Origin of the sequence: Mesorhizobium sp. ISC15, assembly GCF_037162615.1 — a bacterium.
Classification (GTDB): Bacteria; Pseudomonadota; Alphaproteobacteria; order Rhizobiales; family Rhizobiaceae; genus Mesorhizobium; species Mesorhizobium mediterraneum.
Genome location: NZ_JAVSPX010000001.1, coordinates 4,600,142 through 4,622,702, shown reverse-complemented (window position 1 = coordinate 4,622,702; position 22,561 = coordinate 4,600,142). Strand labels below are relative to the sequence as shown.

The 22,561-nt window shown below is 62.9% G+C and carries 21 protein-coding genes; 9 read left to right on the top strand and 12 right to left on the bottom strand.

What is annotated here, in order from left to right:
• Window positions 1-19: 19 nt before the first annotated feature.
• Entirely contained in the window at window positions 20-1,348 is a 1,329-nt protein-coding gene (locus RPG13_RS22250) for a DNA polymerase IV (RefSeq protein ID WP_337126007.1), read from the bottom strand.
• Between the two features lie 68 nt (window positions 1,349-1,416).
• On the opposite strand from RPG13_RS22250, the gene RPG13_RS22245 reads away from it, so the two are divergent.
• From RPG13_RS22245 to RPG13_RS22235, 3 genes are all read left to right on the top strand, one after another.
• On the top strand, window positions 1,417-1,992 hold the full coding sequence (locus tag RPG13_RS22245; protein ID WP_292505624.1) for a GNAT family N-acetyltransferase: 576 nt from the start codon (window positions 1,417-1,419) through the stop codon (window positions 1,990-1,992).
• Between the two features lie 148 nt (window positions 1,993-2,140).
• Window positions 2,141-2,851 (top strand): DUF6065 family protein, encoded by a 711-nt coding sequence (locus RPG13_RS22240; protein WP_337126006.1) that lies wholly within the window; start codon window positions 2,141-2,143, stop codon window positions 2,849-2,851.
• A 172-nt stretch (window positions 2,852-3,023) separates the two neighbouring features.
• A complete protein-coding gene (locus RPG13_RS22235; RefSeq protein WP_337126005.1) occupies window positions 3,024-3,338 on the top strand; it encodes a hypothetical protein in 315 nt (104 codons plus the stop codon).
• An 88-nt stretch (window positions 3,339-3,426) separates the two neighbouring features.
• Here RPG13_RS22235 and RPG13_RS22230 read toward each other — a convergent pair whose 3' ends face one another.
• Together RPG13_RS22230 and RPG13_RS22225 are read right to left on the bottom strand one after the other, a co-directional pair.
• The gene (locus RPG13_RS22230; protein ID WP_337126004.1) at window positions 3,427-4,206 is read right to left on the bottom strand and encodes an anti-sigma factor family protein; all 780 of its coding nucleotides are present in this window, start codon (window positions 4,204-4,206) and stop codon (window positions 3,427-3,429) included.
• A complete protein-coding gene (locus tag RPG13_RS22225) occupies window positions 4,203-4,745 on the bottom strand; it encodes an RNA polymerase sigma factor (protein WP_337126003.1) in 543 nt (180 codons plus the stop codon). The genes RPG13_RS22230 and RPG13_RS22225 overlap by 4 nt, the downstream gene beginning before the upstream one ends.
• Window positions 4,746-4,866: 121 nt before the next feature.
• Between RPG13_RS22225 and RPG13_RS22220 the strand changes: the two genes are divergently transcribed.
• Window positions 4,867-6,312, top strand: coding sequence for a S8 family serine peptidase (locus tag RPG13_RS22220; protein WP_337126002.1), 1,446 nt, complete (start codon window positions 4,867-4,869; stop codon window positions 6,310-6,312).
• 101 nt (window positions 6,313-6,413) lie between these two features.
• Window positions 6,414-7,907, top strand: a complete 1,494-nt coding sequence (locus tag RPG13_RS22215; protein ID WP_337126001.1) for a hypothetical protein — start codon at window positions 6,414-6,416, stop codon at window positions 7,905-7,907.
• Window positions 7,908-8,009: 102 nt separating this feature from the next.
• On the opposite strand, the gene RPG13_RS22210 is transcribed toward RPG13_RS22215, so the two are convergent.
• Window positions 8,010-8,309, bottom strand: a complete 300-nt coding sequence (locus tag RPG13_RS22210; protein ID WP_128242743.1) for a DUF3572 domain-containing protein — start codon at window positions 8,307-8,309, stop codon at window positions 8,010-8,012.
• A gap of 250 nt (window positions 8,310-8,559) precedes the next feature.
• On the opposite strand from RPG13_RS22210, the gene RPG13_RS22205 reads away from it, so the two are divergent.
• Together RPG13_RS22205 and RPG13_RS22200 are read left to right on the top strand one after the other, a co-directional pair.
• Window positions 8,560-8,916 carry a response regulator gene (locus RPG13_RS22205; protein ID WP_287247952.1) on the top strand — a complete coding sequence of 119 codons (357 nt, stop codon included), beginning with the start codon at window positions 8,560-8,562 and terminating at the stop codon, window positions 8,914-8,916.
• A gap of 33 nt (window positions 8,917-8,949) precedes the next feature.
• On the top strand, window positions 8,950-10,323 hold the full coding sequence (locus RPG13_RS22200) for a PleD family two-component system response regulator (RefSeq protein ID WP_127291508.1): 1,374 nt from the start codon (window positions 8,950-8,952) through the stop codon (window positions 10,321-10,323).
• 390 nt (window positions 10,324-10,713) lie between these two features.
• Here RPG13_RS22200 and rpmG read toward each other — a convergent pair whose 3' ends face one another.
• The 8 genes from rpmG to RPG13_RS22160 form a co-directional block, all read right to left on the bottom strand.
• A complete protein-coding gene (gene rpmG / locus RPG13_RS22195) occupies window positions 10,714-10,881 on the bottom strand; it encodes a 50S ribosomal protein L33 (RefSeq protein WP_006201775.1) in 168 nt (55 codons plus the stop codon).
• Window positions 10,882-11,170: 289 nt separating this feature from the next.
• On the bottom strand, window positions 11,171-11,629 hold the full coding sequence (locus RPG13_RS22190) for a hypothetical protein (RefSeq protein WP_095485369.1): 459 nt from the start codon (window positions 11,627-11,629) through the stop codon (window positions 11,171-11,173).
• Between the two features lie 103 nt (window positions 11,630-11,732).
• Complete coding sequence (locus RPG13_RS22185; protein ID WP_292218189.1) at window positions 11,733-12,908, bottom strand: MFS transporter; 1,176 nt, start codon at window positions 12,906-12,908, stop codon at window positions 11,733-11,735.
• 20 nt (window positions 12,909-12,928) lie between these two features.
• Window positions 12,929-13,663, bottom strand: coding sequence for an NUDIX hydrolase (locus RPG13_RS22180; protein WP_292502671.1), 735 nt, complete (start codon window positions 13,661-13,663; stop codon window positions 12,929-12,931).
• 72 nt (window positions 13,664-13,735) lie between these two features.
• A complete protein-coding gene (locus tag RPG13_RS22175; protein WP_292502672.1) occupies window positions 13,736-14,188 on the bottom strand; it encodes a DUF983 domain-containing protein in 453 nt (150 codons plus the stop codon).
• A complete protein-coding gene (gene rnr, locus RPG13_RS22170) occupies window positions 14,188-16,494 on the bottom strand; it encodes a ribonuclease R (RefSeq protein ID WP_442921348.1) in 2,307 nt (768 codons plus the stop codon). The genes RPG13_RS22175 and rnr overlap by 1 nt, the downstream gene beginning before the upstream one ends.
• A gap of 6 nt (window positions 16,495-16,500) precedes the next feature.
• Window positions 16,501-19,128: a type I DNA topoisomerase gene (topA, locus tag RPG13_RS22165; protein WP_337126000.1), complete on the bottom strand. Its 2,628-nt coding sequence runs from the start codon at window positions 19,126-19,128 to the stop codon at window positions 16,501-16,503.
• 450 nt (window positions 19,129-19,578) lie between these two features.
• Complete coding sequence (locus RPG13_RS22160; protein ID WP_337125999.1) at window positions 19,579-19,956, bottom strand: COG4315 family predicted lipoprotein; 378 nt, start codon at window positions 19,954-19,956, stop codon at window positions 19,579-19,581.
• A 174-nt stretch (window positions 19,957-20,130) separates the two neighbouring features.
• Between RPG13_RS22160 and RPG13_RS22155 the strand changes: the two genes are divergently transcribed.
• Window positions 20,131-20,877: a cytochrome c biogenesis CcdA family protein gene (locus tag RPG13_RS22155; RefSeq protein WP_127291531.1), complete on the top strand. Its 747-nt coding sequence runs from the start codon at window positions 20,131-20,133 to the stop codon at window positions 20,875-20,877.
• A 136-nt stretch (window positions 20,878-21,013) separates the two neighbouring features.
• Window positions 21,014-22,375 carry a bifunctional UDP-N-acetylglucosamine diphosphorylase/glucosamine-1-phosphate N-acetyltransferase GlmU gene (gene glmU / locus RPG13_RS22150; RefSeq protein WP_292670923.1) on the top strand — a complete coding sequence of 454 codons (1,362 nt, stop codon included), beginning with the start codon at window positions 21,014-21,016 and terminating at the stop codon, window positions 22,373-22,375.
• Window positions 22,376-22,561: the final 186 nt, after the last annotated feature.

The following is a 22,561-nucleotide window of genomic DNA, read 5'->3' as shown; positions in this document are numbered from 1 at the left end:
CGAAGGTTCGGCATCATGCTCAGTCCTCTATCGGCTCGGGCGGGTGGGCGCTGCGGCCCTTGCCGAAGGTGTAGCCGGTCTCAACGGCCTTGCGGCCGAATTTGTCGCGCAGCGTGTCGATGGCGCCTTCGGCCATGGCGCGCTTGCGTGACTGGATATCGACGAGGTCGGGCGGATCGGCCTTTTCGTCATTCGAGAGGTCGCTGACGCCGATGCCAAGCAGCCGGTATCTTGTGCCATCCGTTTCCTTGCGCAGCAGCTCGAGCCCGGTCGAAAAAATGCGGTCGGCCAGCCGTGTCGGGTCGCCGAGCTGGCGGTTGCGCGTGCGGGTCTTGAAATCCTGGGTCTTCAACTTCAGCACGACGGTGCGCCCGGCAATGCCGGATTTCTTCAGCCGACCCGAGACCTTTTCCGACAGCGCCCTCAGCACCGAAACCAATTCATCCAGCGACGCGATGTCTGTGTCGAAGGTGGTCTCCGCCGAGACGCTTTTCGCATCCTGGTCGGGATGGACGCGGCGATCGTCCTCGCCGCGCGAAAGGTGGTAGAGCCGGTCGCCCATCACGCCATAGCGGCGCATCAGGTCGCCGCGCTCCATGCGCTGCAACTGGCCGATCATGCGGATGCCGTCCCGTTCAAGCGTGGCGGCGAAGGCTTTCCCCACGCCCCAGATCAGCGTCACCGGCTGCTCGGCGAGAAAGCCGGCCGCCTCGGCCTCGCCGATCACCGAAAAGCCGCGCGGCTTGCGAAAATCCGACGCCACCTTGGCCAGGAACTTGCAGTAGGAAAGGCCTGATGAAACGGTGATGCCGATCTCCTTCTCCACACCAAGCGCGAAGCGTGCCAGCACCACCGCCGGCGGCAAGCCATGCAGGCGCTCGGTGCCGGCAAGGTCCAGAAACGCTTCGTCGATGGAGATCGGCTCGACCAGCGGCGTCAGCGCCTGCATCATGGCGCGCACCTCGCGGCCGACGCGTACATATTTTTCCATGTCCGGCGGGAGGACGACCGCTTCCGGGCAGGCTTCAAGCGCCTTGAACATCGGCATTGCCGAGCGCACCCCGTGGATGCGGGCGATGTAGCAAGCGGTGGAGACGACGCCGCGCTTGCCGCCGCCGATGATCAACGGCCGGTCCTTCAGCGTCGGGTTGTCACGCTTTTCGACCGCCGCGTAAAACGCATCGCAATCGATATGGGCAAGATGCAGCCGGTAGAGCTCCGGATGGCGAGCAAGCCGCGGGCTGCCGCAGCGATCGCAGCGCCGTGCCTCGCTGCGCTGGAAGGTCAGGCAGTCGCGGCAAAAACCGTGATCGGGATTGTTGACAGAAGCCGCCATCGCTGCGAACATAAAGAGAACAAATGCAATGGTACGTCAGGACGGACGCCACGACAAGGCGGTGGGCCGGGAGAGAGCTCATGAATACGACCATAGCGCCGCTGGTGCCCGAGCTTTGGGCGGATTTCGAAGATCTTTTCGGTAAGCAAGGCGCCTGTTACGGCTGCTGGTGCACACATTTCCGGCTGTCGCCGGCAGCTCGCCGCGCCAGCAACCGGGAGCGCAACAAGGACCACATCAAGGCGCGGATCGAGGCTGGGCCGCCGCCTGGCCTGCTGGCGTTCGAGGATGGCAAGGCGGTTGGCTGGATGCAGATCGGCCCGCGCGCCGACGTGCCCGAATGGAACAATAAGGGCAGGGGGTCGGCGCCGGTCGATCCCGCCGATGCCGCGGATCCGGGCGTCTGGGCAATTTCGTGCTTCTTCATCCGCGTTAAAGCGCGCGGCAGGGGCGTCACCCATCGCCTGGTCGAAGGCGGCATCGAGTTTGCCCGACAGAATGGCGCGCGGCTGGTCGAGGCGTGTCCGATCGACCTGTCGAAGGACTCGCGTTCGATCGGCCTGTTCGTCGGCTCGTCGCGGGTCTTCGAGAAAGCCGGCTTCGAGAGGCTGGTCGAGCGCAAGGCAGGCCGGCCGCTGATGCGATTGGTGCTTTAGCCAGTGCTGCTGTGCGCGCCGCTGTCGCTGTTCTCGCTCGGCGGCGCCCGAATTATCGTGGCCTGCCTGCAATCGGACGGTTGACGTTCAGCAGGAATAAATCCGCCTGCGGCCCGTTCCTCCTCGGATTTTTCCATGGAGGCTATCGATGTTCCATTTTCCCCAGACCTCTCGCTCGATCCGGTTTCTCTGTCGGCCGGAAGACCATGGCGTCATCGCCCCGCCAGTGGCGGCCAAGACGGTCCTGCCGGACTGGTTCCGCAAATTGCCGGCGGTCGATTCGCAGCATGCGTCGGCCAACAACAACGGTCTGACCGTCAAGCGCTGCATGCCGTTTCTCGATGCGATGACAACCGGCTGGATCCTGCCGCTCGCGGCAACCGTCCGCCTTGAGATCAAGAATGGCGGCCGCACCGTCGATGCCGGCTGGGAGTTCGACAGGACTATGGTGAGCAATCATGGCGCCCATCAGGTCGCCGGCAACCCGAAGGAGCCGGGCCCGCCGTGCAAGTTTCACAATTATTGGTCGGTACGTACCCCGCCGGGCTGGAGTTCCTTGTTCCTGCCGCCGCTTAACAGGCCGGCTCAGCCTTTCGAATGCGTCGCCGGTATCGTCGATACCGACACTTATGCAGCCGACATCCATTTTCCATTCTTCGCGACTGCGCCTGATGGACTCTACGTCATTGAAAAGGGCACGCCGCTCGTCCAGGTCATACCGGTCCGCCGCGAAGGTGCGGCGCTCAAGGCGGAGATCCGGGCGGAGACCGGAGCCGAGGCGACGGAACGCGAAACGGTCTATCGCAACACGATTGCGAGCGAAGGCTGGTATCGCAAATGGGCCCGCGCGGCCCGCTAACTTTTTCCCGGAGAAGAATGCGAAACGGGGGCCGCTCGGCCCCCGTTTCTTTGTGGATCGATAGAGCGGCGGACTTTCAAGTCGAAGCGTACCGCCGCTCTATCTCTAGGGCCCGATGCTCTAGCGGGACCGCCAGTGGCGCGGCCCGCGATCCGAACTATTCGAGCTCGAATTGGAGGAGCTGTTCGACGATGAGTTCGAATTCGAGTTGCTCGACGAATTGGAGCTGGAATTCGACGAACTGTTGGACGACGAGTTCGAACTCGAATTGCTCGACGAGTTGGAGCTCGAATTTGACGAACTGTTGCCCGCGACGATGAAGGCACCGTCGCTTTGGCTGGTCATTGCGGCCGGCGGACGCTCGGTTTCCAGGGGCGCCGCGGGATACTCCTTCGCCTGCGCCGCGTTGCTTGCGAGCGCTGCCATTCCTGCGACCAGGGTCGACTTGAGTTTCCAGTGTCTTGTCATGGTAGTTACTCCTCTTTGAGACTGGACCGGCAGTTGCGGTCCGGCGGAGTAACGGGCGATTGCCGGGTTTATTCCATTCAGAGAGAGCCGGCGCGTTGCAGCTTCACTTACGGGTCCTTCTGACGGACCTCGGTCAGCGCTTGAATTTCCTCCTCGGCTGACATCGGAGTGCCTGCTTCGATCGCCGAAAGATAAGCGTCGAGGGCTTCGGCCGACGAGGCCGGGGCATAGCCTCCGGCGTCACCCGGCGCCACGACCGCGAAGCTGACGCGCCATTCGTCGCCGGAACGGCAGGCGACCGACATCACCGTGGAGCGGTCCTGCGAATCGACCTCGAATTCGCGACACAAATCCTGCGAATCGTTGCGGAAGGTGGCGATAGCCCGGAACCGATCGCTGATCCCGGCGAGCTTGATTTCCTTCCCGGATTCGACCGTTTCAAGGGCTTGGCCGAGGGCTGGCCTGATGACGCCGGCAACCCACAGCCCGCCCTGTGCGCGTTCGTTGGTGCCTGCAGCCCAATACCCGGCGAGCGCGCCGACGACGGCCGCGAGAGAGGCGGCAATTGGCAGCAGCCATTGGGATCTGGATGGAGGTCCCGCCATACGCCCGCCGCCGAATGGCAATACCGATGCCGCCTTCTCGCTGGCACGCTTGGCCTCGACCATTTGCTCGACGGCCGCGACAAGCTTTTCGGGAACCGGCTCATCGAGCAGCGGCTTCAGCGCGGCCTGCGCCTGCGCTCTGGTTTCGATGAACATACCGACCCTGGTAACCAGACGGTCGTCGATCTCCATCGCCTGCTCGATCCTGGCGACAGTCTCCGGATCAAGCTCACCATCGGCGAACCGCATCAGGATCTCGTCCGAAAAAGTCTCTTCGGTCATTTCGTAGCCCCTTTTGTGACCGCAGAACGGGTGGGCGCCGTGGATATTCCAGTAGCCTCCGCCAGATTCTTCCTCGCCCGGGCCAGCCGGCTCATCACCGTCCCGATCGGCACGGCAAGGATTTCGGCGGCTTCCTTGTAGGAAAGCTCTTCGACGCAGACCAGAAGCAGCACGTCGCGCTGGTCGCCGGGGAGCTCGCCGATGGCTTGCGCGACGCTGCTCAGTGCCAGCCGCGCTTCCATCTCGCGCTCACCGGAAACGCCGGCAATGTCATGGCGCTCGTCGATATCGTCCTGCGGGCCGGCGACCTTGCGCTTGCGGATGTCATCGATCCACAGATTTCGCAGAATTCTGAACATCCACGCGTCGAAGCGCGTCCCCTGCTCGAAGCTCTGCTCGTTGGCGAGCGCCCGTTCGCAGGCTCGCTGAACCAGATCGTCCGCCATGTCGCGGGACCGGCAGAGCGCAATCGCGAACCGGCGCAGATTGGGGAGAAAAGCGACAAGCTGATCTTGGACGCGGTCGGTTTTTTCCGGCATGTTGCTCCAGGGTCTGGAATAAAGCGGCCCCGCGCCCGTTCCTCGCAAAGCTAGCTTATTGCCGGATAGGTCCGCTAGCCTCGCGATTGTTGAAAATCGGCAAACGGCCGGAAGGGAAACTATGGACGCCACCTCATGGCTGAGACCAAAGGCTCTGCTGCCGTTCTGGGTAGCTGTCGCGTTGCTGGTCGATCCCCAAGCGCCGAGCGGCCAGATGGCGCCCGCAGAGTTCGGACCAAGATCGGCGTTCGCCGATGATGATGGTGGTGGTGATGACGGTGGCGGCGACGATGGTGGCGGTGGTGATGACGGCGGTCGATCCGGCCCGTCGTCTGGTGGGTCGGGAACGGCTCCCCGGCGGTCGACCGGACCTAATCTGTTTCGCTCGCTGACGGATCGGTTTCTTCCGCGGCCGCCAAGACGAGGCGGCGGCAGGCGCGCGCAACGGTCGGCCGTCCCTTTGCCGTCCCGGGCGCCGGACCAGATCGTCGCGACCGGGCTGAGTTCGGCTGAGATCGGTCGGCTTCAGGCAACGGGCTTCACCGTCCTGGACCGCGCCGACATCCAGCTTCTGGGAACGGAGCTGGTCCGGCTGCGCATACCACCCAATACGCCGCTGGAGGCTGCGCGCGAGCTTGTCATCGACGCCGGTCCGCAGTCGACAGCAGATTTCGTGCATTACTACCGGCCCGGACAAGAAGCCGAATGTGCCGGACCCCACTGCGCCGCCGCGGGCCTGATCGGCTGGCCGGCCGATATCGGCCTTCCCGCCGGCTGCGGTGGCAATGTCACGATCGGGCTCATCGACACGGCGATCAATCCTACGCATGCCGCCTTCGCCAAAGGCCGGGTCGAAGTTCTTCGCCTGTCCGACGACGGCCTTCCCGAGTCCGGCCGCCAGCACGGCACCGCCGTCGCGGCCCTGCTCGTCGGCGGCGTCGACAGCCGTGCCCCGGGCCTCCTGCCGCACGCCAGGCTCATCGCGGTCGATGCGTTTCACCGGGGCGATCGCCAGGATGACCGCTCGGACGTCTATGATCTTCTTCGCGCGCTCGATCTTCTTTCCGTGCGCGGGGTGCAGGTGACGAATATGAGCCTGTCGGGCCCTGCGAATGCGCTTCTAGAGCAGTTTGTTCGAAGGCTTGCCGACCGCGGCATGGTGATCGTCGCCGCCGCCGGCAATGGAGGTCCCAGGGCCGGACCTGCCTATCCGGCGGCCTACGCGGAAGTGATCGCGGTGACGGCGGTGGACCGCAGGAAACGTCCCTACAGGCGTGCCGGCCGTGGCGAGCATATCGACCTGGCCGCCCCCGGCGTCGCGGTGTGGACGGCCGCTTCGGTCAGCGGCGCACGGCCGAAGACCGGCACCTCCTTCGCGGCGCCGTTTGTTACCGCCGCAGCGGCGTTGATGAAATCGGCAAACAGCAACGCCACCGCAGCCGACATTCACGACGCGCTCGGCAAGTCGGCGGAAGATCTCGGCACGCCGGGCAAGGACGCCGTCTTCGGCTGGGGCCTGCTTAATGCCCGCGCCGCTTGCGTCCTCACGCCGAAGAAGGCGACGTGAAGCTCCTCAATCCAACGCCTGGGAGGGATTGCGCCTCGCCCGTTTCGGCTTACGGTTGCGGTTGGAGTTTTCTACTACAAGAATAGCAACGGAGATTCTGCGTGACCCGTGTTCTGCCGGCCGTCTTCGTTCTCGCGCTTAGCGCGCCCGCTTTCGCCCAGGCCGTCGATGGCGAGGGTGCGAAGCAGCTTTCCGAAAATCTGTCGCGCTACGTCGGTAGCCAGGCGATCGACAAAGGCGTCCTGAAGGTCTCGGTGGAAGGTGATGCATACAAGATCGCCTTCGACTTCAAGGCGCTTGCCGGAATGCTGCCGAAGCAGGATTTGCTGAAGTTCGATTTTGCGCCCTATGTCCTGCTGGCCAAACCGCGCAGCGACGCGACATGGGATATCTCGGGGGATTTCACGACGAGAGCTTCCTTCGAGATCAACGGACCGCAGGGGCCACAGAGCACGCAGTTCTCGGTCGAAGGCGGCAAGTTTGCCGGGGTCTATGATCCCGAGCTGGCAACTTTCGCCAGTGCTACGACATTGATGACCGGTATGACCATGATCTCACGGGATGCCGTGCAACACATGGAAATAAGGACCGGCGCGGGTACGGCCTCCATGAACGCAACCAAGGCCGCGAATGGCGGTGTCGATTTCACCATGACACAGACGATGGCCGGCTTTGTTGAAGCGATCGACGTTGACGACCCAAAAAGCGGGCTGAAATTCCCGCTTACGATCAAATCGCCAGAATTGTCGGTGAATGCGACCGGCAAAGGCTTGAGGACAAAGCCGTTTCTCGATCTGCTGGCATTTGCCGTCGCCAATGAAGACGAGGCCAAGCTGAAGGCCAACCAGGCGCAGCTCAAATCCCTTTTGCTCGCCGCGCTGCCGCTGTGGGAGCGGATCGACGGAAACTACGGGTTCAAGGATTTCACTGTCGAGAGCCCGGTGGGGCATTTCGGTGCGACGGAGCTGGGCACTAGCTTCGGGTCCGACGGCATCGCCCAGAACGGAGCGATCAACTATTCGATCAAGGCGGCGGGATTGACGATCCCTCAGCATCTTGTGCCCGGCTGGAGCACAGCGCTGTTGCCCACCGACATCGATCTGAATTTCGGCGGCGCCAACATCGATCTCGACAGCATGGCGAAAAAGGCGATCGAAGCCTTTGATCTCAATCAGAATCCTCCGCTGGCGGCCGGCTTCGGCGAAACGCTGACCGCCGATTTCATGGCCAAAGCGCCGAAGATGGTCATCGGCCACAGCACGGTGAAGAACCGCGACGTGGAAATTGCACTGGAAGGCGAGATGACGTTCCCCGGCATGAAGCCCGAGGCAAATGTGACGATCGATATAGCCGGCTACGACAAGATCGTGGAAAGCCTGCAGGCGGCGGCGAAGTCGGAGCCGGAAGCCGCGCAGTATTTCCCGGTAGTGCTGGCGATCAAAGGGTTTGGCAAGACGCTGCCGGACGGCCGGTTGGAATGGATCATTAACACCAAGGCCGACGGTTCGGTGATGGTCAACGGCGCCATGCTGAAGCCGGCCGATCCGGTTGCTAATGATGAAGCAGACGAGAGCGAAGAAGAAACGACGCCGTAGGCGCTTTCGCGAGCCCCGGCTAAGCGGTTCTGCCGGGGCGCTTGGAAACGCAGTCGTCGGCGGCCAGTTCCTCGATCTGCCGCGCTGCTTCGGGATCGTCGCTCATATGGAATGCTCATGATTGTCGTCGCCAAGCGGCAGCGCCCGCAACGCCTTGCCGACGGAAGCCGGCGGCGTGCCGGTTTCCTCCGCGAACCGCATGAGGGTCGGCTCGTGGGCGAGGATGAACTGCAGCACGCCGGCCAAAAATCCCGGCTCGCCGGCTGCCTGGCGGATGGAATGCGCCTCGATGCCGGTGATCGCCAGGAAGCGGGGCAGAAGTTCGGGATCGGCGGCGACGAAGCCCAAAGCCTTCACGGCAATGGTTTCCGCTTCCTCGCGCATTGACGCTGCGTTTGCCATCGCTACCTTCTTGCGCGGTGGAATGAGTCTCTTTTTGGCAGTAATCGCAAGCGTCGCCGGCGGCAAGCCGTCTACCTCGGCAAAGCGGTGCTCGAGGCGAAATCCGAAGCTTTTCCGGCAGCCGGTTTCCGTTTCGTCAATTATATTGCCGTAGAGTCGAGCAGGGTTTGATGCGTGCCGGCGAGGGCGCATGGCGGCATCCTTCGAGCGGAAGGCAGGCCGGAACGGGAATTTGATGCCTAAGAAGGTCATGATCGTCGAGGACAATGAGCTCAACATGAAGCTCTTTCGGGACCTCATCGAAGCGAGCGGTTACGAGACGGTACGCACGCGCAACGGTCTGGAAGCGCTGGATCTGGCGCGACTGCACAAGCCGGATCTCATTTTGATGGACATCCAACTGCCCGAAGTGTCGGGATTGGAAGTGACCAAATGGCTGAAGGAGGACGACGACCTTCATGTCATTCCGGTCATTGCCGTCACTGCATTCGCGATGAAGGGCGATGAGGAGCGCATCCGCCAGGGGGGGTGCGAGGCCTATATTTCCAAGCCGATCTCGGTGCCGCGTTTCATCGAAACCATCAAATCCTACCTGGGCGATGCCTGATGCGCCTTTCCAGCCGAGCCGGAGCTTTGTGAGATGACTGCACGGATCCTCGTCGTCGACGACATCCCTGCCAATGTGAGGCTGCTCGAGGTCCGGCTGCTTGCCGAATATTTCGAGGTGCTGACCGCCACCAACGGGCTGGACGCGATCGAGACCTGCGAAAACGGCAAGGTCGATGTCGTTCTGCTCGACGTGATGATGCCCGATATGGACGGGTTCGAGGTCTGCCGGCGGCTGAAGAGCGATCCGGCGACGTCGCACATACCCGTCGTCATGATCACCGCGCTCGACCAGGTTTCGGACCGGGTGCGCGGCCTCGAGGCCGGCGCCGACGATTTTCTGACCAAGCCGGTCAATGATCTGCAATTGATGACGCGCGTCAAAAGCCTGGTCAGGCTGAAGACGTTGACCGACGAGCTGCGCCTGCGCGCCTCGACCACGCGCAACATCGGCATCGAGGAGCTGTTGAGCCGCAACTTCGCTTCCGCAGACACAACGCCGAAAGTTCTGCTGATCGACGAGCGCAAATCTTCCTTCGAGCGCATCCAGAAAATGCTGCGCGGCAGCGCCGACCTCGACATTGCCACCGATCCGCATGCCGGTTTCTTCCAGGCCGCCGAGACGCCCTATGAATGCGTGATGATCTCGACGGCCTTTGCCGATTTCGATCCGCTCAGGCTCTGCTCGCAACTGCGTTCGCTCGATCGCACCCGTTTCCTGCCGATCATCCTTCTGGCGCAGGAGGGTGAGGAAGAGCGCATCATCCGCGGCCTCGAACTCGGCATCAACGACTATCTGATGCGGCCGATCGACCAGCAGGAGCTGACCGCTCGGCTGCGCACGCAAGTGCGCCGCAAGCGCTACAACGACCAGCTCCGCGCCAGCGTCACCCAAACCATTGAGATGGCGGTGACCGACGCCCTGACCGGATTGCACAATCGCCGTTACCTCGACAGCCATCTGCAGACATTGTTCGATCGTGCCGTGGCGCGGCGGCGGCCGCTGTCGGTGATGATCACCGATCTCGACCGCTTCAAGACCATCAACGACGCGCACGGCCATGACGGCGGCGACGAGGTGCTGCGCGAATTCGCGCGGCGGCTGCGCAAGAATGTGCGCGGCATCGATCTCGCCTGCCGCTTCGGTGGCGAGGAATTCGTCGTGGTGATGCCGGACACAGACGGCGCGGTCGCCGAAAAGGTCGCAGAGCGCATTCGCGCCGAAATCGCCCAGATGCCGTTTGCCGTCGGCCATGACGGCAAGACGATCGAGGTTACCGTCAGTGTCGGCGTCTCTTCGGTGCTGAAGGGATTGGACTCGGTAGCCGGGCTGATGAAACGCGCCGACCTCGCGCTCTACGAAGCCAAGAGCGCCGGCCGCAATCGCGTCGTCGCCAAGGCGGCGTAGCGCCGATTATCCAGTCGGTGCGACAGGGTTACGAATTTACCTTAACGCAAGCGATTCGCAGCGCTTGGTTAAGAAATTGTTGATTTTCGTAAGCTGTTGCGCAAATGTGCAGACCAATGACGGAACCGGCGCGAGGGTAGTTGCCGGGTCGATCCGAAGAATACCCCATGATTCTCAGGTCCGCCGCATCTCCTGGGTCCGTGGGGTCGGCCGGCCGGCGCTGGCACATAGTGGCCTCCTCGTACCGCTGCCAAACGCCGACCGGCCCCCTCTTTCCGAAAAGACATCGAGACTCTGCGCTAAGCCTTGGAAATATTGGACTTTTCGAAGCCTTGAAACAAAAACGCCGCCCACAGGGGCGGCGTTTTGGCTTTAGAGCAAGAAACCAGATTACTTGATCTTTGTTTCCTTGAACTCGACATGCTTCTTGGCGACAGGATCGTATTTGCGGAACGACAGCTTGTCCGTCTTGGTGCGGCTGTTCTTGCTGGTCACGTAGAAGAAACCGGTGTCGGCGGTCGACAGAAGCTTGATCTTGATGTTTGCGGCTTTGGCCATGTTGTTCGTCCGTTATGTTCGTGGAGTTCTAGCCGCTGGAGCACGGGGAAACACCCGGACGCGGGAAACTTGGCGCGACACATAAAGAACGCGCCCGGAAAGTCAACCCCGCGAGAGCGCCTCTTCCTTCTCCCCTTGTGGGAGAAGGTGGATTGGCGCGCAGCGCCAAGACGGTTGAGGGGTGCTGGACGGAGTGCCGGCAGCGCCAAGCTGGAGCACCCCTCATCCGACCGAGCTTCGCTCGGCCACCTTCTCCCACAAGGGGAGAAGGGAAGGCCGCGGTCCGTTTCTATGCGTCTTCCCTAACCGGCGGAGCCACCTTCTTCCAGTCTCCCGTGGCGTTCCACCAGCGGTTCGGGTTGGAGCGGTCGTCCAACCCCTTGGAACGGCTGGCAAGGATCGGCTGAATGCGGATCACCGGCTCCTGATAGCTGTGGACCTGGAAAATCGCTTCGACAATGCGGGCGGCCAACGCCTGGTCGTCGGGCAGCTCGAACGACACTTCCACCGTACCCGGCCGTCTGCGTAATTCCGTTTCGGCGCCGGCGGCCGCGCCTTCGAGCGGCCGGTAACGCTCGATGCCGTGCGCCGACTGGTATGCATTGCTGTCGTATTTTCCCATGGTGAGCGGCGCGATCGCGACCACCGCTTCCATGATGCGGTCGACATCGGAGGCCGGCGATTGAAAGGTCACAAGCAGCAGCAATTCCATCCGTACCGATGTCGTTTCAAACCCGGAGTCGATCATGACGGCATCCTCAATTCGTGGCGTGTTGCTGACAATCTATCCGGGTGCTGCTGACACGGTTATGTCAGCAGCCTAGCGCGACACGAGGCATCGATCGGTCTTTCTAAAGGATTTTTCGGACGAGCCTGGCGCCGACCAGCGCGATATAGAAGGCGAAGAACATGCCGAGCGCCCAGCCGAAGCCGGAGGGGCCGAAAATATCCATGCCGATTCCGATCGCCTGTGGGCCAAGCACCATGCCGACGCCGTAGCAAAGCACGAAGGCGGCGTTGGCGGAGGCCAGTTCGTGACCGGAAAGCTGCGAGCCGAGATGGGCCAGGCCGATCGTGTACATCGCCGCGACGACGCCGCCCCAGACGAACAGAAGGGCAGCCATCAGGTGCCAGTTCTGCGCAAAGTGGGGCATGAAGATGGTGCCGGCAAGCCCGATGGTTGCACAAGCCAGAAGCAGGTAACGGCGGTCGCTGACACGGTCGCTGATCATGCCGAGCGGGATCTGCAACAGCACGTTGCCGAGACCGATCATGGTGAGCAGGAGGGCGGCGTCGGCCTCGGAGTAGCCGATGCGGCTGCCATAGATCGGGAACAGCGCAAAGCCGCCGGTCTCGACCGCGCCGAACACCAGCACCGCTGCGGTCGCCGTCGGCACCAGCCAGATATAGCGCAGGAAGTTGCTGGTCTCGCCATTGGAAACGATCGTCGGGCTCTCGTTGCGTGCGGCCAGGACTGGGATGGCGGCCAGCGTCACCAGCGCCATGATGACGCCGAAGGGCAGGAAGCCGGTGCTGCCGAGATGGGCAAAAAGCCACGGCCCGGCGGCAAAGCCGAGCGACAATACCGTGGCGTAGATGCCGAGGACCAGGCCGCGCCGGTGCGGCGGCGCCGATGTGCTGATCCAGAATTCCGACAGGATGAACAGCACCGTCAGCGCGATATGCAGCAGGATGCGCAGCGGGAACCACATCCAGAAGTCCGGCGCGAAATGGAAGCCGACAAAGGCCAGCACTCCCGTGGCGATCATGGCCAGCATCGTCCAGGCGACGCCGAATCGCATGGCGAGCGGGGTGGCGAGCGGTGCGCCAGCGATCGAGGCGAACCCGGCGACAGCGGTGTTGAAGCCGATCATCGACGCCGAATGGCCGCGCGTTTCGAGGATGACGCTGAGCAGCGGCATGCCGAGGCCGATGGCAATGCCGACGACGCTGATCGACGAGATCGCCGCGATCATCGGCAGCCAATGTACGCGTTCTTCGACCTCTTGCTGGGTATCGACCGTCATGGATTTGAATGCTCTATGCTTTACAGAATTTCGCGGGCGAAGCGATTGCGGACAAGCCGGTAGAACGGGACGGAACCACCGGGGCGCAGCAGCGGATCATCGACGAGCCGCTTTTCCAGCTCCTCCAGGATAGCCCTGGTGATGTCGGGAATATCGGCCTGTCTGGCCTTGGCGAGCGGCAGCCAGACCAGTTCCTCCAACTCGTTGGTCGGACCGCCGTCCGGCAGCTCCACGGCGACATCTTCGCGCCAGGCGCTGAAGAAGCGCGTATCGAAGCGCCGCACCCTGTTTGGCGGGGTGATGGCACGCGCGATGAAACGCAGCTCTGCCAGCGACGGTTTTACGCCGTGCTCGGCAAAACCCTGCCAATCGCGCCTGCTCGTCGCGAAGGCGCCTTTCCGACCGATCAGCAGGCCGGCCTCCTCATAGGTCTCGCGGATTGCGGACAGCGCGATGGCGCGGGCGCGGGCCGGGCTGATGCGGCCAACGCCGGCGGTCAGCCTCGCCTGTTCCTCAGGGTGCAGCGCGGTGGCAACGGGAATTCGGCTGTCGGCCGGATCGGTACGGCCGCCGGGAAAGACGAATTTCCCCGGCATGAAGGCGTGACGGGCGTGGCGCCGGCCCATCAGCACCAGGAACTCGCCGCCCTTGCGGTCGAGCAGTATCAACGTCGCGGCATCGCGCGGACGTATAGGCTTGGCGTCGAGCGCGATCCGCTCGACCTTGTCGACTTCCACCCTGGTCATACCGTCCATGCGCACGACCTAGCGGAATCTTCTCCGATGCGAAAGTGGCGTCCAGCCATGCCGATTGCGCCAGCCTCGGTTTCAAGCCTCGGGATGCGACTCGATCAGATCTTCTTCCCCGCCGAAGCCATGCATATAGAACGCCCATTGCAGGCCGATGACGGCGCCCTTGACCGGCTGCAGCAAGATGACCGCCATGAGGATGGTCAGCGGCACCCAGATGGCGATGTGCTGCCAGGTGGACAAGGTGGAGGTCGCTTCGACGCCCATGAAGGCGCCGAGCACGATGTGGCCGACGATGACCACCACCAGATAGGCCGGCAGGTCGTCGGCGCGGTGGTGATGAAGCTCCTCGCCGCAATGATCGCACTTGTCGACGGTCTTGACGAAGGCGCGAAACAGCTTTCCCTCGCCGCAATGCGGGCAACGGCCAAGCGCGCCGCGCTTCATCGCCGTCCATAGCGGGCGGGCGATCCGGCCCGAGTGATGTTCGCCGCCGAAAACCTGTTGGTTCATTTTCAGATCGCTTGGCATTACCGTCTCCTGCCGCGTGAGCCTGGACGCGATTGCGAGGCGCGGGCGCGGCCTTTGGTCTTGTGAAACGACCGTTTGGAGCCGGGCAGCGGCTTTGGGTCGGTCAGCATCTCGAAACGCATCGCGCCGGCCATAGGCGCCACCTCGATCAGGCGAACCTCGACGCGGTCGGCAAGCTGATAGCCCTTGCCGGTGCGTTCTCCGAAAAGCGATCGGGCAGTTTCGTCGTAGATATAGTAATCGCCGTCCAGACTTGACACCGGGATGAAACCATCTGCGCCATACTGCGGCAATTGGACAAATAGTCCCGATTTGGTGACGCCCGAAATGCGTGCATCGAAACGCTCGTCGACACGCTCGGCCAGATAGGCGGCGATCAGCCGGTCGACCGTGTCACGCTCGGCGGCCATGGCACGGCGCTCGGTGGCCGAGATCAGCGCAGAAACCTCTTCCAGCCGCTCCGCCTCGTCCTGCGTCAGTCCGCCCGCGCCGAAGCCGAGCGCGGCAATCAGCCCACGGTGCACGATCAGGTCGGCATATCTGCGGATCGGCGAGGTGAAATGCGCGTAGCGCTTCAGATTGAGGCCGAAATGGCCGATGTTGCTGGGCGAATATTCGGCCTGCATCTGCGTGCGCAGCACCACCTCGTTGACCAGCCCCTCATGGTCGGCGCCGCGGACGCGATCCAGGATGCCGTTGAACTGATTCGGCCGCATCTGCGCACCGCGCGCCAACGACAGGCCTAGCGTCTGCAGGAACTCACGCAGCGATTCCTGCTTGGCGAGCGAAGGCGCGTCATGGATGCGGTAGACCAGCGCCTGTCGTTTCGCCTCCAGCGTCTCGGCGGCCGCGACATTGGCCTGGATCATGAATTCTTCGATCAGCTTGTGCGCGTCGAGCCGCTCCGGCACGACGACCCGGTCGACGGTGCCGTCCTCCTTGAGCAGAATTTTCCGCTCCGGCAATTCAAGCTCGAGCGGCTGGCGCGTGTCACGGCCGCGCTTCACGACGGCGTAGGCATTCCAGAGCGGCTTCAGCACTGTGTCGAGGATCGGGCCGGTCTTGTCGTCCCGCGCGCCGTCGATTGCGGCCTGCGCTTGGGGGTAGGCGAGTTTCGCCACCGATTTCATGATGATGCGGTGGAACGAATGCCTGAGCTTGCGGCCATCGGCCGAGAAAGTCATGCGGACCGCCAGCGCCGGGCGGTCCTGACCTTCGCGCAGCGAACAAAGGTCGTTCGAGATGCGTTCCGGCAGCATCGGCACGACGCGATCCGGGAAATAGACCGAATTGCCGCGCTTCAGCGCCTCGCGATCGAGCGCAGTGCCATAGCGGATATAGGCGGCGACATCTGCAATCGCCACGGTGACGACCACGCCACCAGGGTTCTTCTCATCCGTGTCCGGCGTGGCGAATACCGCGTCGTCATGGTCCTTGGCGTCGGCCGGATCGATGGTAGCCAGTGGCAAGTCGCGCCAGTCCTCGCGGTCGGCCAGCGTCGCCGGTTTGACCGCCTCTGCCTCGGCGATGACGTCTGCCGGGAAAATATGTGGAATGTCGTGCGCGTGAATGGCGATCATCGAGACCGCCTTTTCGCTGGTCAGCGAACCCAGCACCGCCAGCACCTTGGCTCTGGGCAGCCCGTAGCGGGAGGCCCGCGCCGGCTCGACCTCGACCAGATCGCCGTTCTTGGCGCCGTTCTGGAATTCCTTGTCGACGACCAGCTCCGGCTGGCGTCTTTCGACAGGCTCGATGCGAAAGGTACCGTCCTGCAGCACGCGGAAGACGCCGAGAACTGCATCGGTGCGCTTCTCGAAGATCTTCATCACCCGCCCGGTATAGGCAGGGCCCGTCGCGTCATCGGTTGGAAAGGTCTTGGCTAGCACGCGGTCGCCGATGCCCGGTGTCGGGCCGCCGCCGCCACGCGACACGCGGATCGCTATGACAGGAGGCTCGCCATTGCCCACGGCTTCGGTCGGGTGCGCCAGCAGCACGCCGTCGGCGTCGCGGCCAAAGATGTCGAGCACGGCGACATGGGGCAGGGCGCCGACACGGGCCAGCCGCTTGCGCTCCTTGGTCAGCAGGCCCTCATCCTGCAGGTCGCGCAAAATGTCCTTCAGCCAGATACGGTCCTCGCCGCGCAGCGCAAACGCCTTGGCGATGTCGCGTTTGCCGGAGCGATCCGGATTTTCGGCGATGTAGCGCAGGATCTCGTCACGGGACGGCCGGTAGTTATCCCTGACCTTGGCCCTCGTGTCGGCGGTGCGCAGATCGCCATGGCTTCTTCCGGATACCCTGCGCGCCACGATGCCCTATCCCTTTTTCTTGGCCACTTTCTTGGCCGCTGGTTTTTTGGCTGCCGCAGGCTTTTTGGCAGGTGCGGCCGCTTTGCGGAAGGGCTTTCTGCCGCCATTGCCACCCTTGGCTTCCTTCTCGGCAATCAGCGCCACCGCATCCTCGACCGTCACCGACTGCGGGTCCTTGCCCTTCGGTAGCGTCGCATTGACCTTGCCGAAATTAACATAGGGCCCGTATTTGCCGTCACGCACGACGATCTTGCCGCCGCCCGCCGGATGCTCGCCAAGTTCCTTCAAGGCGGCGGGCGTGCCGCCATTGCGGCCGCCGGGGCCCTTCAACTTCTTCTCGGCGATCACCGACACGGCGCGGTTGAGGCCGATCGAGAACACGTCCTCGATGTTGTCGAGATTGGCGTAGGTGCCGTCATGCAGCACGAACGGACCGTAGCGCCCCAGTCCGGCCGAGATCATCTTGCCGGATTCCGGATGCTTGCCGACATCGCGCGGCAGCGACAGCAAGGCGAGGGCCTTTTCGTGGTCGATGGAATCGACCGTCCAGCCTTTGGGCAGGCTGGAGCGCTTGGCTTCTTTGCCGTCGCCGCGCTGGATATAGGGGCCGAAACGACCGCTACGCAGCGTAATTTCCTCCGCCGTGTAGGGGTCCTTGCCCAGCACCTTGGTGCCGTCCTCGCCATTGGCGTTTTCGCCATTGGGGTTGGCGGCGTCGCCGAGCTGGCGGGTGAAGGAGCACTCGGGATAGTTGGAGCAGCCGACGAAGGCGCCGAACTTGCCGAGCTTCAGCGACAGGTTGCCGGTGCCGCATTTCGGGCAGATGCGCGGATTGGAACCGTCTTCCCGCGTTGGGAAGACCAGCGGCGCCAGTTCCTCGTTGAGCGCGTCGAGCACGTCGGTGACGCGCAATTCCTTGATGTCGGCGACGGCGCCCGAAAAATCCTTCCAGAAATCGCGCAGCACATCCTTCCAGGCGAGCTTGCCGTCGGAAATCTCGTCGAGCTTTTCCTCGAGTGAGGCGGTGAAGTCATATTCGACATAGCGCTCGAAGAAGCTTTCGAGGAAGGCCGACAGCAGCCGACCCTTGGCCTGCGGCAACAGCTTGCGCTTGTCCATGCTGACGTAGTCGCGATCCTCGAGCGTCTTCAGGATCGCCGTGTAGGTCGACGGCCGGCCGATGCCGAGTTCTTCCAGCTTCTTGATCAGCGAGGCTTCCGAATAGCGCGGCGGTGGCTCGGTGGTGTGCTGGGTGGCGTTGATCGCCTCGCGGTCGAGCTGTTCGCCAGCACGGATCTCGGGCAGACGGCGGTCTTCCTCGTCTTCCGAATCCTCGTCCTTCTGGTCGGTATAGGCGGCAATGAAGCCGTCGAAGCGAACGACCGAACCGATGGCGCGGAGTTCCGCGGTGCGAGCGCCGTTGACTGCCTCGATCTCGGCCGTGGTGCGCTCGATCTCGGCCGGCTGCATCTGGCTGGCGATGGCACGTTTCCACACTATCTCGTAGAGCCGTGCCTGGTCGGCATCGAGATATTGTCTGACAGAAGCGGGGGTGCGCATGAAATCGGTCGGGCGGATCGCTTCGTGCGCTTCCTGGGCGTTCTTGGCCTTGGTCGTGTATTGGCGCGGCTTCTCGGGCAGGTATTTTGGGCCGAACTCCTTGGCGATCGCATCGCGCGCAGCTGATATCGCCTCGGGCGCCATCTGCACGCCGTCGGTTCGCATATAGGTGATCAGGCCGGTGGTCTCGCCGCCGATGTCCATGCCTTCATAGAGCCGCTGCGCCACCTGCATGGTGCGGCTTGCCGAAAAACCGAGACGCGAGGAGGCAGCCTGCTGCAGCGTCGAGGTGGTGAAGGGCGGACCTGGATTGCGCTTGGTCGGCTTGGCTTCGACCGATAGCGCCTTGAAGGTCGCACCTTCCAGCATCGCCTTGATGTCATCGGCCTGCGCCTTGTTCGAAATGTCGAGCTTTTGCAGCTTCTTGCGGTCGAAGGCGGTCAGCCGCGCCTCGAAGTTTTCCTTGCGCGGTGTGCCGAGGAGAGCTGATACCTGCCAGTACTCCTCGCGGATGAAGCGCTCGATCTCCAATTCGCGGTCGCAGACGAGGCGCAACGCCACCGACTGCACGCGGCCAGCGGAACGGGCGCCCGGCAGCTTGCGCCACAGGACAGGCGACAGCGTGAAGCCGACGAGATAGTCGAGCGCGCGGCGGGCGAGATAGGCGTCGACCAGCGGCGCATCGATCTGGCGCGGATTGGCCATCGCTTCCAGCACCGATGACTTGGTGATGGCGTTGAAGACGACGCGGCTGACCGGCTTGTCCTTCAGCGCGCGCTTCTGCTTCAGCACTTCCAGAACATGCCAGGAAATGGCTTCGCCCTCGCGATCCGGGTCGGTGGCGAGGATCAGGCCGTCGGCGTCCTTGACCGCCTTGGCGATGTCGGCAAGACGTTTGCTCGAGGCGGTATCGACAGCCCAGGACATGGCAAAGTCCTCGTCCGGACGCACCGAGCCATCCTTGGCCGGCAGATCGCGGACGTGGCCGAACGAGGCCAGGACCTTGTAGTTCTTTCCGAGGTACTTGTTGATTGTCTTCGCTTTGGCCGGCGATTCGACGACGACGACGTCCATGAGGTCTCATATCAGCTGTGGTGCGGCAGAAGAATTCCGCTGCGCGCGACGAAATCTCGTACAATTGTCGCTCACATGGCCGGGCTTTTGCATCCGGTCAAGGGGAAGCGCCCAAAATGCAGTCCTGCATTGAGTGCACAACCCAAGAGCGAGTCATGTGATATCCGCAATCTCGGATAAGGGAGCGGGCTGCCTATCGTTGGACAAGCCGGCAATGAATCCGGGAGAACGGGACAAAATCTTCCGCGGATATAAGAGAAACATCGATCATGCGCCAGCCCCAGCCGGAGAGACACCGGCATGATGCTCGGTCGGGCGGGCGATACTGGCGCCGCGAGTGGGCTGGAATGCCTAGCAGGACAGTGCAAGAAGCTGGCCGCCGGAAGGCCTGCAGGGATACGCGGCAGCAAGCGATTCCCCGCCGGTCAAGGCGGGGATATCGGTCCGAGCTTAGTCGGCCTTGGCTATATACCAGACGCCGCCGACGCCGTCGCCGGTTACATCGCCGGCCTTCTTGTCCTTGATGAACGTGTAGAGCGGCTTGCCCTCGTAGGCCCACATCTTGGTGCCGTCGGTGCGCTCGACGATTGTCCATTCGCCCTCGGCCTTGGCGTCGGCCTCAGCCTTCAGCGGCGGCCAGTTGGTGGCACATTTGTCGTAGCAGTTCGACTTGCCCGTCTCGTCCTTGTCGTAGGTATAAAGGGTCATGCCGTTGGCATCGGTGTAGATCGTGGTGCCGCCGACATCGGCTTCTTTCCACGCTCCAGCTGCGTATGAGGCGGCGGTGCCGAGCAAAAGCACCGCCAGCCCAACTGTGATCGATTTCATGAGGTTCTCCCTGATATGATCGAGAAGCGCGCGGAAAGTCGCGGCCCCGTTGCATCAACGCGCTTAGCGTATCGTTTCTTCCTCGATGCAGGGCGGCAACTTGCCACGCAATGGTGATTGGCGGACAAGCCCGTGCGCCGCTATATCGGCGCCGATACAGTTGGAGTTTCGGGAATGGCATTGGATATCGGCTATGTCAGCGCGGTCGGGGCGGGGGCGATCTCGTTCCTGTCGCCTTGCGTGCTGCCGCTGGTGCCGCCCTATCTCTGCTACATGGCCGGTGTGTCGGTCGATGATTTCCGCGGCAATGCCGGCGTCACGGCCAAGGCCGACGCACGCAGCGCGCTGCTTTATGCTTCGATCGCCTTCGTTCTCGGCTTCTCGACCGTCTTCGTGGCGTTGGGCGCCGGCGCCTCGACCATCGGCCGGCTGCTGCGCGTCTGGCAGGAGCCGCTGGCGATGGCCGCTGGCGTGCTGATCATCCTGATGGGGTTGAACTTCCTCGGCATATTGCGCATCCCGCTGCTGTCGCGTGAGGCGCGCTTCCAGTCGCAGGGCAAGCCGGCCAGTATCGTTGCCGCCTATGTCATGGGACTTGCCTTCGCCTTCGGCTGGACACCCTGCATCGGACCGGTGCTGGGACCAATCCTGACGCTGGCCGGCGGCCGCGAGACGGTGGGCGAGGGCGCGGCTCTGCTTGCCGCCTATTCGCTCGGCCTCGGCATCCCGTTCCTGATTGCGGCGCTGTTTTCCGGCGCCTTCATGCGTTTTCTCTCGAAGTTCCGCGTCCATCTCGGCCGGGTCGAAAAAGCGATGGGCGCGCTGCTGGTCGTCGCCGGCGTCTTTTTCCTGACGGGCGGCGTGCAGGCCATGTCTTATTGGCTGCTGGAGAATTTCCCGGTGCTGGGGCAACTGGGATAGGGCTCTTGAGCTGTGGACCCGCTGATTAAGAGTCAGCTGCTCTACCATCTCACCGGAATTTAACCGCATTGGTGCAGCATGGCGCCAATGCTAGATATGCCTTGATTCCCAACCCTTTTCATATGGTTGCCATTCCATGAGCCAGAGAACCTGCCTGTCCGTCATCCTCGCCGCCGGCGAAGGCACGCGCATGAAAAGCGCAGTGCCAAAGGTGCTGCACCCGATCGCCGGCCTGCCGATGGTCGCCCATGTCGTCAAGGCTGCTGAAGCCGCAGGCAGCGGTGATCTGGCTCTGGTGATCGGCCATGGCGCGGAAGAGATGCGCAAGGCCACGCAAAAGTTCGCGCCGAAGGCGGAGACTTTCGTCCAGGACAAGCGGCTCGGCACAGCGCATGCCGTTCTGGCTGCTCGCGACGCGATATCAAAGGGTTACGACGACATCCTGGTGATGTTCGGCGACACGCCACTGATCGACCCAGTGGTGCTGACCGCTGCGCGCCTGAAGCTGGCAGAAGGCGCTGCCGTCGTTGTGGTAGGCTTCCGCACGTCAAATCCTTCCGGCTATGGCCGGCTGATCGAAAAGGGCGGCAAGCTTATCGCCATCCGCGAGGAAAAGGACTGCACCGACGAGGAGAAGAAAATCACCTTCTGCAATGGCGGGCTGATGGCGGTTGCGGGCAAGCATGCGCTGCAGCTGCTTGATCAAGTCGGCAGCAACAACGCCAAGGGCGAGTATTATCTCACCGACATCGTCGAGATCGCCGGCGGACAGGGTTTTGACGTCGTCGCCACCGAAGCCAGCTTCGAAAACGCGCTCGGCATCAACAACCGCGCTGAACTTGCCGCGGCCGAAAGCATCTGGCAGACGCGCCGGCGGCGCGAGGCCATGCTCTCCGGCGTCACATTGATCGCGCCGGAAACCGTGTTCTTTTCGCACGATACCGAGATCGGCGCGGACACGATTGTCGAACCCAATGTCTGGTTCGGGCCGGGCGTGACGATCGCCACGGGCGCCAAGATCCATGCTTTCAGCCATATCGAAGGCGCCACGATCGCCTCGAACTGCGATGTCGGTCCGTATGCGCGGCTGCGGCCGGGCGCCGATCTCCGGCAAAAAGCCAAGGTCGGCAATTTCTGCGAGGTCAAAGGGGCGACGATCGAGGAAGGCGCCAAGGTCAACCACCTGACCTATATCGGCGATGCCCGCGTCGGCGCCGGCGCCAATATCGGCGCTGGAACCATCACCTGCAACTATGACGGCTATTCGAAGTTCTTCACCGACATCGGCGAGGGCGCCTTCATCGGCTCGAACTCCTCGCTGGTGGCGCCTGTTACAATCGGCAAGGGCGGCTACATCGCTTCGGGCAGCGTGATCACCGAAAACGTGCCCGACGATGCGCTGGCCTTCGGCCGCGCCCGCCAGAGGACGCTGGCCGGCAAGGGCAAGGAATTGCGCGAGCGTTTTGCTTCGGCCGCGGCGGCCCGGAAAAAAGCCTAGCCGCCACGACTGCATCATGTCTTTGACGGATTTCAGGAACCGCAGAGCGCGATAGGATGCCCGTACGGAGAAACCGAGCGATCGCGGTAACCGGATTGCAAGTGCGCCCTGTCATGGTGCATCTGTGCAAGAACAGTTCCGGCTGATACGGAACGAAACGCAATGTGATTTTCGCGGCAGCCCGGC

Coding starts and splice junctions, on each gene's coding strand:
- RPG13_RS22250 (WP_337126007.1), bottom strand. CDS start 1,348: ATGTTCGCAGCGATGGCGGCTTCTGTCAACAATCCCGATCACGGTTTT.
- RPG13_RS22245 (WP_292505624.1), top strand. CDS start 1,417: ATGAATACGACCATAGCGCCGCTGGTGCCCGAGCTTTGGGCGGATTTC.
- RPG13_RS22240 (WP_337126006.1), top strand. CDS start 2,141: ATGTTCCATTTTCCCCAGACCTCTCGCTCGATCCGGTTTCTCTGTCGG.
- RPG13_RS22230 (WP_337126004.1), bottom strand. CDS start 4,206: ATGACCGAAGAGACTTTTTCGGACGAGATCCTGATGCGGTTCGCCGAT.
- RPG13_RS22225 (WP_337126003.1), bottom strand. CDS start 4,745: ATGCCGGAAAAAACCGACCGCGTCCAAGATCAGCTTGTCGCTTTTCTC.
- RPG13_RS22220 (WP_337126002.1), top strand. CDS start 4,867: ATGGACGCCACCTCATGGCTGAGACCAAAGGCTCTGCTGCCGTTCTGG.
- RPG13_RS22210 (WP_128242743.1), bottom strand. CDS start 8,309: ATGGCAAACGCAGCGTCAATGCGCGAGGAAGCGGAAACCATTGCCGTG.
- RPG13_RS22205 (WP_287247952.1), top strand. CDS start 8,560: ATGATCGTCGAGGACAATGAGCTCAACATGAAGCTCTTTCGGGACCTC.
- RPG13_RS22200 (WP_127291508.1), top strand. CDS start 8,950: ATGACTGCACGGATCCTCGTCGTCGACGACATCCCTGCCAATGTGAGG.
- rpmG (WP_006201775.1), bottom strand. CDS start 10,881: ATGGCCAAAGCCGCAAACATCAAGATCAAGCTTCTGTCGACCGCCGAC.
- RPG13_RS22190 (WP_095485369.1), bottom strand. CDS start 11,629: ATGATCGACTCCGGGTTTGAAACGACATCGGTACGGATGGAATTGCTG.
- RPG13_RS22185 (WP_292218189.1), bottom strand. CDS start 12,908: ATGACGGTCGATACCCAGCAAGAGGTCGAAGAACGCGTACATTGGCTG.
- RPG13_RS22180 (WP_292502671.1), bottom strand. CDS start 13,663: ATGGACGGTATGACCAGGGTGGAAGTCGACAAGGTCGAGCGGATCGCG.
- RPG13_RS22175 (WP_292502672.1), bottom strand. CDS start 14,188: ATGCCAAGCGATCTGAAAATGAACCAACAGGTTTTCGGCGGCGAACAT.
- topA (WP_337126000.1), bottom strand. CDS start 19,128: ATGGACGTCGTCGTCGTCGAATCGCCGGCCAAAGCGAAGACAATCAAC.
- RPG13_RS22160 (WP_337125999.1), bottom strand. CDS start 19,956: ATGAAATCGATCACAGTTGGGCTGGCGGTGCTTTTGCTCGGCACCGCC.
- RPG13_RS22155 (WP_127291531.1), top strand. CDS start 20,131: ATGGCATTGGATATCGGCTATGTCAGCGCGGTCGGGGCGGGGGCGATC.
- glmU (WP_292670923.1), top strand. CDS start 21,014: ATGAGCCAGAGAACCTGCCTGTCCGTCATCCTCGCCGCCGGCGAAGGC.